The sequence below is a fragment of the Kitasatospora sp. NPDC001603 genome (assembly GCF_040298365.1).
Classification (GTDB): domain Bacteria; phylum Actinomycetota; class Actinomycetes; order Streptomycetales; family Streptomycetaceae; genus Kitasatospora.
Genome location: NZ_JBEPAA010000011.1, coordinates 100821 through 115636, shown reverse-complemented (window position 1 = coordinate 115636; position 14816 = coordinate 100821). Strand labels below are relative to the sequence as shown.

At 73.9% G+C, this 14816-nt stretch carries 15 protein-coding genes; 6 read left to right on the top strand and 9 right to left on the bottom strand.

Annotated elements, in window-relative coordinates:
* Positions 1-190 precede the first annotated feature (190 nt).
* Complete coding sequence (locus tag ABT263_RS10570; protein WP_352289757.1) at positions 191-1126, top strand: 1-aminocyclopropane-1-carboxylate deaminase/D-cysteine desulfhydrase; 936 nt, start codon at positions 191-193, stop codon at positions 1124-1126.
* Positions 1127-1240: 114 nt separating this feature from the next.
* Here ABT263_RS10570 and ABT263_RS10565 read toward each other — a convergent pair whose 3' ends face one another.
* On the bottom strand, positions 1241-2794 hold the full coding sequence (locus ABT263_RS10565; protein ID WP_352289754.1) for an LCP family protein: 1554 nt from the start codon (positions 2792-2794) through the stop codon (positions 1241-1243).
* 171 nt (positions 2795-2965) lie between these two features.
* Positions 2966-3430 (bottom strand): MarR family winged helix-turn-helix transcriptional regulator, encoded by a 465-nt coding sequence (locus ABT263_RS10560; protein WP_329487507.1) that lies wholly within the window; start codon positions 3428-3430, stop codon positions 2966-2968.
* A 127-nt stretch (positions 3431-3557) separates the two neighbouring features.
* Between ABT263_RS10560 and ABT263_RS10555 the strand changes: the two genes are divergently transcribed.
* Both ABT263_RS10555 and ABT263_RS10550 read left to right on the top strand, forming a co-directional pair.
* Positions 3558-4583: an NADP-dependent oxidoreductase gene (locus tag ABT263_RS10555; RefSeq protein ID WP_352289751.1), complete on the top strand. Its 1026-nt coding sequence runs from the start codon at positions 3558-3560 to the stop codon at positions 4581-4583.
* 355 nt (positions 4584-4938) lie between these two features.
* A complete protein-coding gene (locus tag ABT263_RS10550; protein WP_329487504.1) occupies positions 4939-5433 on the top strand; it encodes a DUF3145 domain-containing protein in 495 nt (164 codons plus the stop codon).
* 101 nt (positions 5434-5534) lie between these two features.
* Here the strand turns inward: ABT263_RS10550 and fabF are convergent, their stop codons facing one another.
* From fabF to ABT263_RS10525, 5 genes are all read right to left on the bottom strand, one after another.
* Positions 5535-6800: a beta-ketoacyl-ACP synthase II gene (fabF, locus tag ABT263_RS10545; protein WP_352289748.1), complete on the bottom strand. Its 1266-nt coding sequence runs from the start codon at positions 6798-6800 to the stop codon at positions 5535-5537.
* A 141-nt stretch (positions 6801-6941) separates the two neighbouring features.
* A complete protein-coding gene (locus tag ABT263_RS10540; protein WP_329487501.1) occupies positions 6942-7184 on the bottom strand; it encodes an acyl carrier protein in 243 nt (80 codons plus the stop codon).
* A gap of 80 nt (positions 7185-7264) precedes the next feature.
* The gene (locus tag ABT263_RS10535) at positions 7265-8296 is read right to left on the bottom strand and encodes a beta-ketoacyl-ACP synthase III (RefSeq protein ID WP_352289745.1); all 1032 of its coding nucleotides are present in this window, start codon (positions 8294-8296) and stop codon (positions 7265-7267) included.
* The gene (locus tag ABT263_RS10530; protein WP_329487498.1) at positions 8293-9243 is read right to left on the bottom strand and encodes an ACP S-malonyltransferase; all 951 of its coding nucleotides are present in this window, start codon (positions 9241-9243) and stop codon (positions 8293-8295) included. Before ABT263_RS10530 ends, ABT263_RS10535 begins: the two co-directional genes overlap by 4 nt.
* Positions 9244-9333: 90 nt before the next feature.
* Complete coding sequence (locus ABT263_RS10525) at positions 9334-10530, bottom strand: PucR family transcriptional regulator (RefSeq protein WP_329492090.1); 1197 nt, start codon at positions 10528-10530, stop codon at positions 9334-9336.
* Positions 10531-10827: 297 nt separating this feature from the next.
* On the opposite strand from ABT263_RS10525, the gene ABT263_RS10520 reads away from it, so the two are divergent.
* On the top strand, positions 10828-11604 hold the full coding sequence (locus tag ABT263_RS10520) for a pirin family protein (RefSeq protein WP_352289742.1): 777 nt from the start codon (positions 10828-10830) through the stop codon (positions 11602-11604).
* A gap of 41 nt (positions 11605-11645) precedes the next feature.
* On the opposite strand, the gene ABT263_RS10515 is transcribed toward ABT263_RS10520, so the two are convergent.
* Positions 11646-12479 carry a serine hydrolase domain-containing protein gene (locus ABT263_RS10515; protein ID WP_352289739.1) on the bottom strand — a complete coding sequence of 278 codons (834 nt, stop codon included), beginning with the start codon at positions 12477-12479 and terminating at the stop codon, positions 11646-11648.
* Between the two features lie 120 nt (positions 12480-12599).
* Between ABT263_RS10515 and ABT263_RS10510 the strand changes: the two genes are divergently transcribed.
* Positions 12600-13109 carry a MerR family transcriptional regulator gene (locus ABT263_RS10510; RefSeq protein ID WP_352289736.1) on the top strand — a complete coding sequence of 170 codons (510 nt, stop codon included), beginning with the start codon at positions 12600-12602 and terminating at the stop codon, positions 13107-13109.
* 50 nt (positions 13110-13159) lie between these two features.
* Here ABT263_RS10510 and ABT263_RS10505 read toward each other — a convergent pair whose 3' ends face one another.
* Entirely contained in the window at positions 13160-13738 is a 579-nt protein-coding gene (locus ABT263_RS10505; RefSeq protein ID WP_352289733.1) for a TIGR03086 family metal-binding protein, read from the bottom strand.
* Positions 13739-13842: 104 nt separating this feature from the next.
* Between ABT263_RS10505 and ABT263_RS10500 the strand changes: the two genes are divergently transcribed.
* Positions 13843-14814, top strand: coding sequence for a helix-turn-helix transcriptional regulator (locus ABT263_RS10500; protein ID WP_352289731.1), 972 nt, complete (start codon positions 13843-13845; stop codon positions 14812-14814).
* Positions 14815-14816: the final 2 nt, after the last annotated feature.

Below are 14816 nucleotides of genomic sequence, written 5' to 3'. Positions count from 1 at the left end.
GACATGATGAAAAGTTGAGAATATTGAGCAGTAAGTATGAATATCCGTGCCAGCACTAGTGTGAGCCATGGTGCGTGTGCTCAGCGCACCGGGGAGGCCCGGGCGGGCGACCCCCGCGCCCCGGCGGGACCGCTGTCCCGTCCGGCCCGCGGCCGCAGGGGCGTCGCCGTCGGCTCCGTATCCTGGCCCGATGCTCGAACCCGCACTGCTGCCGACGCCGCTGACGGACTGCACCGACGAGGCACTGGCGCGGGCCGGGGTGGAGCTCCGGCTCAAGCGCGACGACCTGCTGCACCCCACGGTGCCGGGCAACAAGTGGCGCAAGCTCGCACCCAACCTGGCGGCCGCCGTGGAGCAGGGGCACACCCGGCTGCTGACCTTCGGCGGCGCCTACTCGACCCATCTGCGGGCGGTCGCGGTGGCGGCCGGCGCGCTCGGGCTGGAGAGCGTCGGGCTGGTGCGGGGCGAGGAACTGGCCGGCGCCCCGCGCAACTGGTCGCTGCGGGCGGCCGAGGCGGCGGGCATGCGGCTGGAGTTCCTGCCGCGGTCGGCCTACCGGGAGACGGCAGGCCGATGGGCGGCCGACACCGGGGTCGAGGCCGCTCTGCGGCGGCGCTGGGGCCCGTGCCTGGTCCTGCCGGAGGGCGGCTCCAACGCCTTGGCGGCGATCGGCGCGGCGGCCGTCCCGGCGGAGCTGCCCGACCTCGGCGCACGGGACGTGGTCTGCTGCCCGGTCGGCACCGGCGGCACCCTGGCCGGTATCGCGGCCGGACTGCCGCCCGGCGCGCGGGCGCTCGGCGTGGCGGTGCTGCGCGGCGGCGCCGGCTACCTGGAGGGCGAGGTCGCCCGGCTGCACCGGGCCGCGTACGGCCGCGAGTTCGACAACTGGCGGATCGACCACGGCCACCACGGCGGCGGCTACGGCAAGGTGCCGGCCGCGCTCGCCGCCTTCGCCGAGGACTTCGAGCGGCGCCACGGGATCGCGCTGGAGCACCGCTACGTCGCCAAGCTGCTCGCCGCCCTGACGGAGCTGGCCGCCGCCGGTGCCTTCCCGGCCGGCACCCGGCTGACCGCGGTGGTCACCGGCCTGCCCGACCCGCAGCAGGGCCGGCCCTCGCCGACCTGACGGGCCCGGGACGCCCGCTGGTGCGACCACGCGTCCCCGGCCTTCCGGCGGGAGGTGTCGCCATCGCACGGATGTCCTCCGCCCGCGCCGCACGGACCCCGACGCCGCCGCTCCCTAGCCGAAGGTCAGGTTGGCGCAGGGGTCGGTGTCGGCCCCGCGGGCGTTCTCGGCGATGCCGGTGGGGACGCCGGTCGGGGTGCCGGTGGCGGCGGCGCCCGGTGCGGCCGTCCGGTCGGCCGCCGGCCCGGCCGGGGCGCCGGGGGCACCCGCGACACCGGGGGTGCCCGGGACGGGCCCGGTGGCCGCGGTGGGGTGGTAGTCGCGGCCGAGCGTGATGACGATGCCCCCGGCGCCCGGCTCCTCGACGGACCGGGCCTGCGGGAAGACCAGCGCCAGCTGGTCGGCGGCGGTCTTGAAGGCCGGGTCGTACGCGATCTCGGTGCGCAGCCGGCTGCCGCCGGCGGCGTCCAGGGTGATGTTCTGGAAGCCCTTGGCGCGGACCGCCTCGGCGCCCTTCCCGGCCAGCCCCGGGGTGCCGACCCCGTTGACCACGGTGATCGGTACGGCCGACTGCTCGGGCGAGAGCGCGGTGGGCGAGGCGTCCGGGGCGGCGGAGGGGGAGGGCGGGGCGGCGGCCGGGTCGGCCGCCTGGCCGGTGCTCTGCCCGTCCAGGGTGCGGTCCTCGCGCAGCAGCTTCCAGAGGGTGTCCACGTCGGGGTGGACCAGCGCGACCCGTTCGCCGGAGAAGCGCCAGGGGGTGGTGACGAAGGTGATGTCGGAGAGCTTGATGCCCTGCAGCGACTGGGCGAAGTCCACCAGCTTCATCGCGGTGCCCAGGCCCTCGTCCACGGTGAGCGAGCGGGTGGCGGCGTCGGCCAGCGGGAGCAGGGTCGGCAGCGAGAAGCCGAGCCCCTGGATCTTGCTGATCATCGCGGAGAGGAAGGCCTGCTGGCGCTTCATCCGCCCGATGTCGGAGTTGTCGCCGAAGCCGTACCGCGCCCGCAGGTAGTCGACCGCGGGCTGCCCGGAGAGCTTCTGCAGGCCCTTCCTGAGCTTGATGTTGTGCGAGTTCACGTCGTTCGGGACGCAGACGTCCACGCCGTTGATCGCCTCGGTCATCGCGGCGACGCCCTTGAAGTCGACCACGATGGTGTGGTCCACCCGCAGGCCGGTGAGCGCCTCGACGGTGTTCTGCGTGCAGGCGGGGTTCCCCTGGGGGAACTCGCCTATGGTGAACGCCGAGTTGAACATCTGGTTCGTCCGGGGCTCGGTCCACCGGCCGCTGGGCAGCTTGCAGGCCGGGATGGTCACCAGCGCGTCGCGGGGGATCGAGACGCCGACGGCGTGCTTGTGGTCCGCGTAGACGTGCAGCAGGATCGCGGTGTCCGAGTGGCCGACGCCCTCCTCGCCGCCGCCGAGGTCGGCGTTGCCGTCGGTGCGGGTGTCCGAGCCGAGCACCAGGACGTTGACCGGGACGGACGCGCCCGGGGTGACCGGGACGGGGGCCGGCGGTCGCTCGGTCGCGACCCCGCCCGCGTCGAAGGTGGTGATGTTGCTGTCCAGCCGGTGGTAGAACCACGCCCCGGCCCCCGCCACCGACAGCACGAGAACGGCGGCGAGGCCCACGGCGGTCTTCACGATGCGCCGCCGGCGCGAGCTGCTGCTCATCCCCCGGGCCCCCCGTCTCCTGATGTCGTCCCCGCACGCACCGGCCCATGGGCAGGCCCGTGCGAATCTCGAACGTTAGACGTTTCGGGGGAGGGTTCGGTTACAGCCGACGGGCGGCCAATTCGGCCGGATCGGCCCCGGGGCCTGTGATGCTTCTCACCCGGCCGCTTCTCACGCGCCGGGGCCGGAGGCTCCCGCCAGCATCCGGCGGAGCAGGTCGCGCAGCGCCGTCCGCTCGTCCGGGCCGAGCGCGGCCAGCGGTTCGCGGGCGAAGTTCAGTGACTCGCGCAGCTCCTCGGACGCGGCGGAGCCGGTCTCGGTGGCGGCGACGAGCTTGACCCGGCGGTCCTGCCGGTCGGCCTCCCTGGTCACGAAGCCGCGCGACTCCAGGCGGTCGACGATGCCGGTGATGTTGGAGGGCTCGCAGCTGAGCGTCTGGGCGATGTGGCGCATCGGCATCGGTCCGCGCCGCAGCAGGGCGAGGACCTTGGCCTGGGCGCCGGTGAGCGAGCGGGCGGCGGCGGCCTCCTCGTACTCGCGGTGGAAGAGCGCGACCAGATTGGCCATCAGGTCGACGACCTCACGGGTGATCTCGTCGGGCTGCGGCGTGGCGGCCCCGGTCGGCTGGGTGTCCATGGGTGACAGTCTACCTGAACAGTTGACAACCTGAACCTTTCATGTCCATCGTTACTTCAGTCGCTCAACCTTTCAGGTCGCGCGGCATCACCGGGGGACCACCCAGACACCTCAAGGAGCACCACCGATGGCAACGCAGGAAGCGCCCGCCACCGCCCGCGAATGGCACCTCGCCGCCCGCCCGCAGGGCTGGCCGGTCCCGACGGACTTCGCCCTGGTCGAGGCACCGGTCCGGACCCCGGGCCCCGGCGAGATCCTGGTGCGCAACGCCTACCTCTCGGTCGACCCCTACATGCGCGGCCGGATGAACGACGTGAAGTCCTACGCCCCGCCGTTCCGGCTCGGCGCGCCGATGGACGGCGGCGCGGTCGGCTACGTGGTCGCCTCCGCGGCCGAGGGCTTCGCCCCGGGCGACGCCGTGCTGCACGGCCTGGGCTGGCGCGAGTACGCCACCCTGCCCGCCGAGCAGGCGGTGAAGGTCGACCCGGCCGCCGCACCGCTCTCCGCCTACCTCGGCGTCCTCGGCATGACCGGTCTGACCGCCTACGCGGGCCTGCTCGCGGTCGGCGGCCTCAAGGAGGGCGACCGGGTCTTCGTCTCCGGCGCGGCCGGCGCGGTGGGCTCGATCGTCGGCCAGATCGCCCGGCTCAAGGGCGCCTCGCTGGTGGTCGGCTCGGCCGGCTCGGCGGAGAAGGTCGCCCGGCTGGTCGAGGACTTCGGCTTCGACGCCGCGTTCAACTACAAGGACGGCCCGGTCCACGAGCAGCTCGCCAAGGCCGCCCCGGAGGGCATCGACCTCTACTTCGACAACGTCGGCGGCGACCACCTGGAGGCCGCGATCGGCGCGCTCGGCGTGCACGGCCGCGCGGTGCTCTGCGGCGCGATCGCCCAGTACAACGACACCACCGCCCCGGCGGGCCCGCGCAACCTGGCGCAGGCGATCGGCAAGCGGCTGCGCCTGGAGGGCATGCTGGTGCGCGACCACGCGGCCCTCCAGCCGCAGTTCGTCGCCGAGGTCGGCGGCTGGCTGCGGGAGGGGAAGCTGCGCGAGGAGCAGACCGTGGTGGACGGCTTCGAGAACGCCGCGGAGGCCTTCCTGGACCTGCTGCGCGGCGCCAACACCGGCAAGATGGTGGTCCGCCTGGACGGCTGACGCCGGATCGGCCCGTCGACCGCCCCGCCGCCCTCCCCGGGCGCGGGGCGGTTTGCGTACCGGGCGCAGGGAAGCGGGCCGCACTACCGCATTCCGGCCCGATCCGAAAGTGCGTCAGTCATGGTGCGGGACGGCGCGGTACGGTGGTCCCGCCCGACGATGGGGCCGTTCGGGGGAGAGATCCCACCGAGGGGTGGACCTCCTTGGGGATTCGATTAGCATTGAGCGAAAGCCTGTCCGTTTTGCTCAATTTAGTGGCTTAATGTCGGCTAACGTGGGTAACTGTGGATCAACTACAGGCGCGAACGCGAGGCAGCTGGGGAAGGCGACCCTCGTCCACAGCCTGGAGGTCCCGGTGACGACACGTGGAGTCCTGTACGTCCACTCCGCGCCCCGCGCGCTGTGCCCGCACGTCGAGTGGGCCGTCGCGGGGGTGCTCGGTGTGCGGGTGAGTCTGGACTGGATCCGCCAGCCGGCCGCGCCCGGGCACTGGCGGGCCGAGCTCTCCTGGCAGGGAGAGACCGGTACGGCCTCGAAGCTCGCCTCCGCGCTGCGCGGCTGGCAGTTGATGCGGTACGAAGTCACCAGTGAGCCCTGCGCCACGGCGGAGGGCGAGCGGTACAGCAGCACACCCGCGCTCGGCATCTTCCACGCCGTCACGGGCATCCACGGCGACATCCTGATCCCCGAGGACCGGCTCCGCGCCGTCCTGCTGCGGGCCCGCAGCGAGGGGGCCGACCTGGAGGCGGAGATCGCCCGGCTGCTCGGCAAGCCCTGGGACGACGAACTGGAGCCCTTCCGCTACGCCGGCGAGGGCGCCCCGGTGCGCTGGCTGCACCAGGTGGTCTGAGCCAGGTGGTCCGGGCCGGAGCCGTCCGGCCCGGACCGTGACGAAGGGGCCGGCGCTCGTCACGAGCGCCGGCCCCTTCGTCACGGGCGTCGGAGCGGGCCTCAGACGCTGCGGAAGGCCAGCACCACGTTGTGGCCGCCGAAGCCGAACGAGTTGTTCAGCGCGGCGATCCGGCCCTCGGGCAGCTTGCGCGGCTCGTCCCGGACGATGTCCGCGTCCACGTCGTCGTCCAGCTCGCCGACGTTGATGGTCGGCGGGGCGATCCGGTTGTACAGGGCCAGCACGGTGGCGACGGTCTCGATGCCGCCGGCGCCGCCCAGCAGGTGGCCGGTCATCGACTTGGTCGCCGAGACGGCGATGTGGTCGAGGTGCTCGCCGAGCTCCTTGCGCAGCGCCTTCAGCTCGGCCGTGTCGCCCTGCGGGGTCGAGGTGGCGTGCGCGTTGACGTGCACGATCTCGGCCTTGTCGAGCGGGTTGCGCTCGAACAGGTCGGCCAGCGCACGGGCCACACCGGCACCGGTGGGCTCGGGCTGGGCGATGTGGTGGGCGTCCGAGGAGAGGCCCTGACCCACCGCCTCGCAGTAGATCCGGGCGCCGCGGGCCTCGGCGTGCTCGACCGACTCCAGCACGACCACGCCCGCGCCCTCGCCGAGCACGAAGCCGTCGCGGCCCTTGTCGTACGGGCGGGAGGCGCCCTCGGGGTCGTCGTTGTTCTTGGACATCGCCATCATGTTGGCGAACGCGGCGATCGGCAGCGGGTGGATCGCGGCCTCGGTACCACCGGCCACCACGACGTCGGCGCGGCCGCTGCGGATCATCTCGATCGCGTAGCCGATCGCCTCGGCGCCGGAGGCGCAGGCGGAGACGGGGGTGTGCACACCGGCCCGGGCGCCGACCTCCAGGCCGACGTTGGCCGCCGGGGAGTTCGGCATCAGCATCGGCACGGTGTGCGGGGAGACCTTGCGGGCGCCCTTGTCCTTCAGCACGTCGTACTGGTCGAGCAGGGTGGTGACACCGCCGATGCCCGAGGCGATCACGGCGCCCAGGCGCTCCGGCGCGAGCTTGGAGGAATCGTCGGTGGCCGGCGTCTCGTAGCCGGCGTCGGCCCACGCCTCGCGGGCCGCGATCAGCGCGAACTGCGCCGAGCGGTCCAGCCGGCGGGCCAGCGGACGGGGGAGGATCTCGCCCGGTTCGACCGCGGTGCGCGCGGCGATCCGGACGGGCAGCTCGGTGGCCCACTCCTCGGTCAGGGCAGCCACTCCGGAGCGCCCGGCGACCAGGTTCTCCCAGGTGGTGGCGGCGTCGCCGCCCAGCGGCGTGAAGGCGCCGATACCCGTGACGACCACGGTACGGTTTTCAGCGGTCACTGGATCTTCTTCTCTCACGTTTGTGCGGGGGGCGGCGGCGAGCCGTGGATGGCCCGGCCGGGCGCCCGGTGGGGCGTCCCGGCCGGCGTGTCGGCCGCCTGCTGGAGGCGGCCGACGTCAGGCGTCGAACGAGTCGAACGCTCAGGCGTTGGCGAGGATGTAGTCCACCGCGTCGCCGACGGTCTTCAGGTTCTTGACCTCGTCGTCCGGGATCTTCACGTCGAAGCGCTCCTCGGCGGCCACGACGACCTCGACCATGGAGAGCGAGTCGACGTCCAGGTCATCGGTGAAGGACTTGTCGACCTCGACGTCCTCGGTCGGGATGCCGGCGATCTCGTTGACGATCTCAGCGAGACCTTCCAGGACCTCGTCCTTGGTAGCCATACTGGCTGCTCCTCTTCGGTGTTGAATGCGCCGCCCGGCGGACGGACGCAGGCTTGTGGATGGGTTGGGGCGAAAGTTGCCTAGGGGAGCGTAACGACTGCTGCCGCGTAGACCAGACCCGCCCCGAACCCGATGATCAGCGCGAGGTCCCCGCTGCGGGCCTCACCGCTTTCCAGCATGCGTTCCATCGCCAGCGGGATGGAGGCCGCGGAGGTGTTGCCGGTCTCGGTGATGTCACGTGCGACGGGCACCGATTCGGGCAGCTTCAGCGCCTTGATCATGGCATCGGTGATGCGCATGTTGGCCTGGTGGGGGATGAACGCGCCCAGCTGGTCGGCGGTGATCCCGGCGGCGTCGAGCGCCTGCTGGGCCACCTTGGCCATCTCCCAGACCGCCCAGCGGAAGACCGACTGGCCCTCCATGCGCAGGGCCGGCCACTTGATCTCCTCGCCGGCGCCGTTGACGGCGTCCTCCTTGGCGAAGGCGGTGTCCCAGGCCTGGGTCTGCGAGATGACGTCCTTCTGGGAGCCGTCCGAGCCCCAGATGACCTTGCCGATTCCGGGCGTGTCGGACGGGCCGACGATCGCGGCACCGGCGCCGTCACCGAAGATGAAGGCGGTCGAGCGGTCCGACTGGTCGGTCAGGTCGCTGAGCCGCTCCACGCCGATCACCAGCACGTACCCGGCGCTGCCGCCGCGGATCATGCCGTCGGCCAGGCCCAGGCCGTAGCCGAAGCCGGCGCAGGCGGCCGAGATGTCGAAGGCCGGGGCGGTGCCGCAGCCCAGCCGCTCGGCGATCTCGGTGGCGATCGCGGGGGTCTGCTTGAGGTGCGAGACGGTGGCGACGATCACGCCGCCGATCTGCTCGGGGCTGATCCCGGCCTGCGCGATGGCCTTGCCGGCGGCCTGCACCGACATCTCGGCGACGGTCTCCTCCGGGCCGGCCCAGCGCCGCTCGGCGATCCCGCTGCGGGTGCGGATCCACTCGTCCGAGGAGTCGATCCAGTTCAGGACCTCGGAGTTGGGGATCACCCGGACCGGGCGGTAGCCGCCGACGCCGTGGATGCGCGAGTGGCGGGCACCGGTGACGGGCTTGATCTGGGGCTGGCTCATGCCTTGTTCTCCTGATCCTGACCGCCGTGCTCCGCGACGAGGTCACGGGCCTTGTCCAGATCGGCGGGGGTCTTGAGGGCAAGCGTCGCCACACCCTTGAGGTTGCGCTTGACCAGTCCGGTGAGGGTACCCGCAGGCGCGAGCTCGATGACCGCGGTCGCGCCCAGCCGCTGCAGGGTCTCCATGCAGAGGTCCCAGCGGACCGGGTTGGAGACCTGCGAGACCAGCCGGTCCAGCACCTCGGTGCCGTCCGTCACGACCTCGCCGTCCCGGTTGGACACGTAGGTGACCTCCGGGTTCGCGACCGTCAGGGTCGGGGCGAGCTTCGCCAGCCGCTCGACACCGGGCGCCATGTGCTCGGTGTGGAACGCGCCGGCGACCTTGAGCCCGATCAGCCGGGAGACCGGCGGCGGGTCGGCCTTCAGGGCCTCCAGCTGGGCCAGCGTGCCGGCCGCGACGATCTGGCCCCCGCCGTTGTTGTTGGCCGGGGTCAGGCCGTGCTCCGCCAGCTTGGCGGCGACGACCTCGGGGTCGCCGCCGAGCACGGCGAGCATGCCGGTCTCGGTGGCGGCGGCGGCCTCGGCCATCGCCAGGCTGCGTTCGCGGACGAAGGTCAGCGCGTCGTGGGCGGACAGCACCCCGGCGCCGGCGGCGGCGGTGATCTCACCGACGCTGTGACCGGCCACGGCACCGACCAGCGCACGGGCGCGGTCCTCGTCCGGGAACAGCGCGCGGGCGGTCACCAGACCGGCCGCGACCAGCAGCGGCTGGGCGACGGCGGTGTCCTTGATCTCCTCGGCGGACGCCTCTGTGCCGGCGTGCACCAGGTCGAGCCCGGCGACCTCCGACCAGCCGCGCAGGCGGTCGGCGACGCCGTCGAGCTCCAGCCAGGGGCTGAGGAAACCGGGGGACTGGGCACCCTGTCCAGGGGCGACGATTACGAGCACGGTTCAACCCTCTCTCGCCAGGCGCCCGGGGGCGGGTAGGCGACGGTAACGAAGAAAAGCATCCGGGATTGTCAGTTCCCTACATCGGGGTCAACTCTGCTCCCCGGCCGCGGCGAGTCGGCCCAGCGCCAGTGCGATACGCAGCGTGAAGGCCGAACGTACGTCGGAGGGAGCGTAGCCCGTGACGTCTGTCACACGTCGGAGCCGGTAGCGCACCGTGTTGGGGTGAACGAAGAGCATCCGGGCGGCTCCCTCCAGGGAGGAGGCCTGCTCCAGGTAGACACTCAAGGTCTCCAGCAGTGCCGAACCGGCCTCGTCGAGCGGTGTGTAGATCTCCTCCACCAGCTGACGGCGCGCCGCCTGGTCGCCGGCGAGCGCCCGTTCGGGCAGCAGGTCGTCGGCCAGGGCCGGGCGCGGGGCGTCGGGCCAGGCGGCGCAGGCCCGCAGGCCCGCCGCGGCGGCGTGCGCCGAGCGGGTCGCCGACAGGAGGTCGGGCACGGTCGGACCGACCACCACCGGCCCCGGCGCGAACTGGCCGATCAGCGCCCGGGCCGCGTGCACCGGCTCCTTCTCGCCACCGACCACCACCACCAGGCGCTTGCCCAGCACCCCGGTCAGGACGTGCAGCTTGGCGTAGCGGGCGGCCCGGCGGATCGCCTCGACCACCAGCTCGCTGTCGCCGTCCGGCGCGCTGCCCATGACCACCCGGACCTGGCTCGGCTGGCCCCAGCCGAGCGCGGCGGCCCGCGACAGCACGCCCTCGTCCGCGTCGCCGGACAGCAGCGAGTTGACGACCAGCGCCTCCAGCCGGGCGTCCCAGGCCCCGCGCGCCTCGGCGGCCTGGGCGTACACCTGGGCGGTCGCGAAGGCGATCTCCCGGGCGTAGACCAGGACGGACTCGCGCATGTCCGCCTCGTCGCCGGGCGAGGCCACCTCCTCGATGGCCTCCTCCATCACCTCGATGGTGGTGCGGATCAGCTCGACGGTCTGGCGCAGCGTGATCGCCCGGGTCAGCTCGCGCGGCGCGGTGCCGAAGACGTCGGTGGAGATCGCCTGCGGGGCGTCGGGGTGGCGGTACCACTCGGTGAAGGCGGCGATGCCCGCCTGGGCGACCAGGCCGATCCAGGAGCGGTGCTCCGGCGGCATCCGCCGGTACCAGCCGAGCTGGTCGTCCATCCGCGCGATCGCGGCGGTGGCCAGCTTGCCCGAGGACTTCTCCAGCCGCTTCAGCGTCGCGACCCGCCGTTCGGCCCGGTCGGCCGCGAGTCTGCGCTCCTGCGCGGTCAGGCGTGGCGCCGCCCGCCCGGGCCGGTCCCGCCCGGAGCCGGGCGTCGGGCTCTTCCCGTTCTTGTCGGGCTTGGCGGTCGGATCGTTCTTGGAGTTCGCGGAGGCGGCTGGCACAAGGACAAGACTGCCTCACCGGAGTGACTGCTCGTGCACAGCCCCCGGCGGAGCGGCACGACGGCGGGCGTCGCGCGCCGCGGGCGCGCCGGCCCCGCCCCGGCCACCGGGCCCGCCGGGGAGCGCCGCCGCCGGGGCCGCGGTGCCCGCGGACCGGCCGCGGACCACGCTACGGTGAAGCCCGTGACCGACGCCCCCGCCCGCCCCCGCGCCGACCTGCGCCGCACCGCCGAGCGCTACCGCTCCACCCCGGCCGAGGGCATCGAGACCAGACACGCGTTCTCCTTCTCGGGCCACTACGACCCGAAGAACACGCACTTCGGCGCGCTGCTCGCCTGCAACGAGGAACTGATCGCCCCCGGGGCGGGGTTCGAGGAGCACAAGCACCGGGACACCGAGATCCTCACCTGGGTCCTGGAGGGCGCGCTGGCCCACCGGGACTCCCGGGGCCACAGCGGGGTGGTCCGCCCCGGGATGCTCCAGTACCTCGGCGCGGGCTCCGGCGTCAGCCACACCGAGCGCAACGTCGGCGGCGCCGACGGGCCGGTCCGCTTCGTCCAGATGTGGCTCCAGCCGGACGTCTTCGACGCGCCCCCGGCGTACGGACTGCGCCGGGTGGAACCGGCGGACGGCGGGTTGACGCTGCTCGCCTCCGGGCTGGCGCGGGACGCCGGGACGGACGCCCTGCGGCTGCGCCGCGGCGACGCCGCGCTCTGGCTGGTGACCGCCGACCCCTGGCAGCCCTTGCCCGCGCTCCCGCCCGCCGCCTGGCGGTACGCCCATCTGACGGCCGGCTCGCTGGGCTTCAGGACGGTACCGGGACCGCAGGGCGGCGGCCGCTCGATGGTGCCCGGCGACAGCGTGCGGATCACCGGCGAGGCCTTCGCCGACCCGACGGCGGGCCAGGACGGCGCCGTCCTGCTGCTCTGGGAGATGCACTCGCCGGTCTCGTACGGCTGAGGGCGGCCCGGTCGGCGCGCCGCCGACCGGGCCCGCCGGGCTCAGCCGCGCAGCTCGGCCAGCACCGCGTCGCCGAGCGCCGGCCAGACCTCGGCGGCCCACGGCCCGAAGTCCCGGTCGGTGAGCGCGACGCAGGCCACGCCGGCGTCCGGGTCCACCCAGAGGAAGGTGCCGGACTGGCCGAAGTGGCCGAAGGTGGCGGGGGAGTTGGCGGTGCCCGTCCAGTGCGGCGCCTTGCCGTCCCGGATCTCGAAGCCGAGGCCCCAGTCGTTCGGCCGGCGGTGGCCGAAGCCCGGCAGCACGCCGCTCGTCCCGGGGAAGGCGACCTCGCGGGTGGCCGCGCGCAGGGTGGACGGGTCCAGCAGCTTGGGCGACTGGAGTTCGGCCGCGAACAGCGAGAGGTCCGCCACCGTGGAGAGGCCGCCGGCGCCGGCCGGGGACTTGTGCGCGGTGTTGATCAGCGTGGAGTGCATCCCGAGCGGTTCGAACACGGCCTCGGCGGCGTAGCGGCCGAACTCGATGCCCGAGGCCTCCTGGAGGGTCCGCGCCAGGACGTCGAACCCGGCGTTGGAGTAGAGCCGGCGGTTGCCCGGTGCGGCCATCACCCGGTGCTCGTCGAAGGCCAGCCCGGAGGTGTGCGCCAGCAGGTGGCGGACGGTCGAGCCGGCCGGCCCGGCCGGGTCGTCCAGCTCGAAGACGCCCTCCTCGACCGCGACCAGCACCGCGTACGAGGTGAGCAGCTTGGTCACCGACGCGAGCGGGAAGAGGTGCTGCCGCGGGCCGTGCCCGCCCAGGACCGCGCCGTCCGCGCCCCGCACCACCGCCGCCGCGGCGTTGGGCACCGGCCAGGTCTCGATCATCCGCAAGCTCTCCATGGCGCCGACTCTAACGGGCGGCCGAAGGCGGGTGCCGGGTCACCCGGGTGGCAGGCTTGCCTGGAGTGCACTCCAACTCACTAGCGTCGTCGTCATCGTTCACCACTGGGGGTACCGATCATGGCCACACTCGCACCGGTCGCCGTCGACCTGCGGACCTGCTCCGAGGTGTTCCGCACACCGGCCGGCGAGCCGAACCGGACTCCTCGGCACACGATCAGCGAGGTGGCGGCGGCCAGCGGACTGACCGCCCACACCCTGCGCTGGTACGAGCGGATCGGCCTGCTCGACCCGGTCGACCGCTCCGCCTCCGGCCAGCGCCGCTACTGCGACGCCGACCTGCACCGGCTGGCCTTCCTCGGCCGGCTCCGGCTGACCGGCATGACGGTCGCCGACATGCTCCGGTACGTGGAGCTGGCCCGCCGCGGCGAGCGGACCCTGGAGGACCGGCGCGGGCTGCTGCTCGCCCACCGCGAGGAGGTCCGGCAGCGGATCGCCGACCTGCACGCCACCCTCGCCGTCATCGACTACAAGATCGACCTGTACGCCGGAATGATCGCCGACCGCGGCGCCCCTGCGGACGCCCCGGACCCGGCGGACGGCCCGCGGGGGAGGAAGCGGAGCGCCTGACCCGCCCCGGCCCGCCGGCCGGCCGCGAACCGCCCGCCCGGTGCGGGGGTTCAGACCGCGCGGCCCGTCCACGCGGCCAGCCGGGTGTAGGTGTCGGCGCCGTCCGGCACGGGCTGCACGGCGGCGAACGGCACCGGGCCGCCGCGGTACTCGGGCGACAGCACGGCCTCGGCGACCGCCAACGCGGTCAGCGCCAACCGCTCGTCCAGGGCGAGCCGGCTGCCGAGCGCTTGGGCGATGTCCCAGGAGTGCGTGACCGTCTCCATCACGTAGCCGCCCAGCGCGGCCCGGCCGGGCACCTCGCCCCAGGGGGCGACGGCGGGGCGGTCCAGCTTCGCGTCGTCCGCCCAGGCGGCGACGGCCCGGGCGCGGGCCCGGTCGAGGGCGGCCGGCCAGGCGTCGTCGGCCAGCTCGCCGGTGGCCGCCACGACGTCCTCCGCCCGGCCGCCCTCGCCGATGTAGGCGAGCCGGTGCACGCCGCCTACCACGTGGCTGAGCAGCTGTCGCAGGTCGTACTCGGGGCACGGGGTGGGGCGGTCCAGCGCCTCCGGGGTCACCTCGGCGATCAGCTTCTCCAGCTGGCCGAGCGCGAGCAGGTACTGCGGGCGGGGGTCCTGGGTGGTGTCCATCGGTGATCGGCTCCGTCGAGTGGGGAAGGGGTTTTCGGCTCTCGGGAGGCAATCTCCCGGTAAAACCTGACAACCGCCGTCAGGGTTTCTGGAACCCTCGTGCCATGAAGGCCGACCGCCTGCTCTCGATCCTGCTGTTGCTCCAGACCCGCGGCCTGGTGTCCGCCACCGAACTGGCCGAGCGCCTGGAGGTGTCGGTCCGCACCATCTACCGCGACGTCGAGGCGCTCTCGTCGGCCGGCGTCCCGGTGTACACCGAGCGGGGCCGGCACGGCGGGATCGCCCTGCTGCCCGGGTACCGCACCGACGTCAGCGGCCTGACCGCCGACGAGGCCCGGGCGCTGTTCGTGCTCTCCGCCCAGGGCGCGCACAGCGATCTCGGGCTGGACGGCGCGCTCGGCTCCGCGCTGCGCAAGGTGATGGCCGCGCTGCCCGCCCCGCACCGCCCGGCCGCCGAGCGGATCAGCGAGCGGATCCTGGTGGACCCGGCCCGCTGGCTCCAGGCCGGCGCACCCGCCGGGCCCGACCTCGGCGAGCTGCAGTACGCCGTCTTCGCCGACCGCCGGCTGCGGCTGCGCTACCGGCACAGCGGCGCGCCGGCCCCGGCCGAGTACACCGTCGACCCCTACGGCCTGGTGAGCAAGGCCGCCGTCTGGTACCTGGTGGCCGATCTGCGAAGTGAGCCCCGGCTGTTCCGGGCCGACCGGGTGCTGGCGGCCGAGGCCACCGAGGAGCCGGTGCGCCGGCGCCCGGGGCTGGGGCTCGGCGAGGTGTGGGCGGTGCTCCGCGAGCAGGTGGAGCGGCTGCCGAAGGAGGTGCTGGTGAAGGTCCGGGTCCGGCGCGGGCGGCTGGACCTGTTCGTCCGGATCCACGGCAGCCGGCTCACCGCGCCGCCGCCGGAGTCGGGCGCGGGCGCCCCGGACGAGTGGGTCGAGCTGGCGATGGGCTTCCCGGCGCTGCCCGCCGTCCGCGCGCTGCTCTCCTTCGGGCCGGACGCCGAGGTGCTCGCGCCGCCGGCCGCCCGGCGGGAGCTGGCCCGGGCCGCCGTCGAGGCGGTCCGGCTCTACCAGGAGTGACC

Excerpts from the sequence above, each read along its gene's own strand:
- ABT263_RS10535 (WP_352289745.1), bottom strand. The coding sequence starts at position 8,296 with ATGAGCCAGCCCCAGATCAAGCCCGTCACCGGTGCCCGCCACTCGCGC.
- ABT263_RS10515 (WP_352289739.1), bottom strand. The coding sequence starts at position 12,479 with ATGGAGAGCTTGCGGATGATCGAGACCTGGCCGGTGCCCAACGCCGCG.
- ABT263_RS10570 (WP_352289757.1), top strand. The coding sequence starts at position 191 with ATGCTCGAACCCGCACTGCTGCCGACGCCGCTGACGGACTGCACCGAC.
- ABT263_RS10505 (WP_352289733.1), bottom strand. The coding sequence starts at position 13,738 with ATGGACACCACCCAGGACCCCCGCCCGCAGTACCTGCTCGCGCTCGGC.
- ABT263_RS10555 (WP_352289751.1), top strand. The coding sequence starts at position 3,558 with ATGGCAACGCAGGAAGCGCCCGCCACCGCCCGCGAATGGCACCTCGCC.
- ABT263_RS10540 (WP_329487501.1), bottom strand. The coding sequence starts at position 7,184 with ATGGCTACCAAGGACGAGGTCCTGGAAGGTCTCGCTGAGATCGTCAAC.
- ABT263_RS10560 (WP_329487507.1), bottom strand. The coding sequence starts at position 3,430 with ATGGACACCCAGCCGACCGGGGCCGCCACGCCGCAGCCCGACGAGATC.
- ABT263_RS10565 (WP_352289754.1), bottom strand. The coding sequence starts at position 2,794 with ATGAGCAGCAGCTCGCGCCGGCGGCGCATCGTGAAGACCGCCGTGGGC.
- ABT263_RS10510 (WP_352289736.1), top strand. The coding sequence starts at position 12,600 with ATGGCCACACTCGCACCGGTCGCCGTCGACCTGCGGACCTGCTCCGAG.
- ABT263_RS10500 (WP_352289731.1), top strand. The coding sequence starts at position 13,843 with ATGAAGGCCGACCGCCTGCTCTCGATCCTGCTGTTGCTCCAGACCCGC.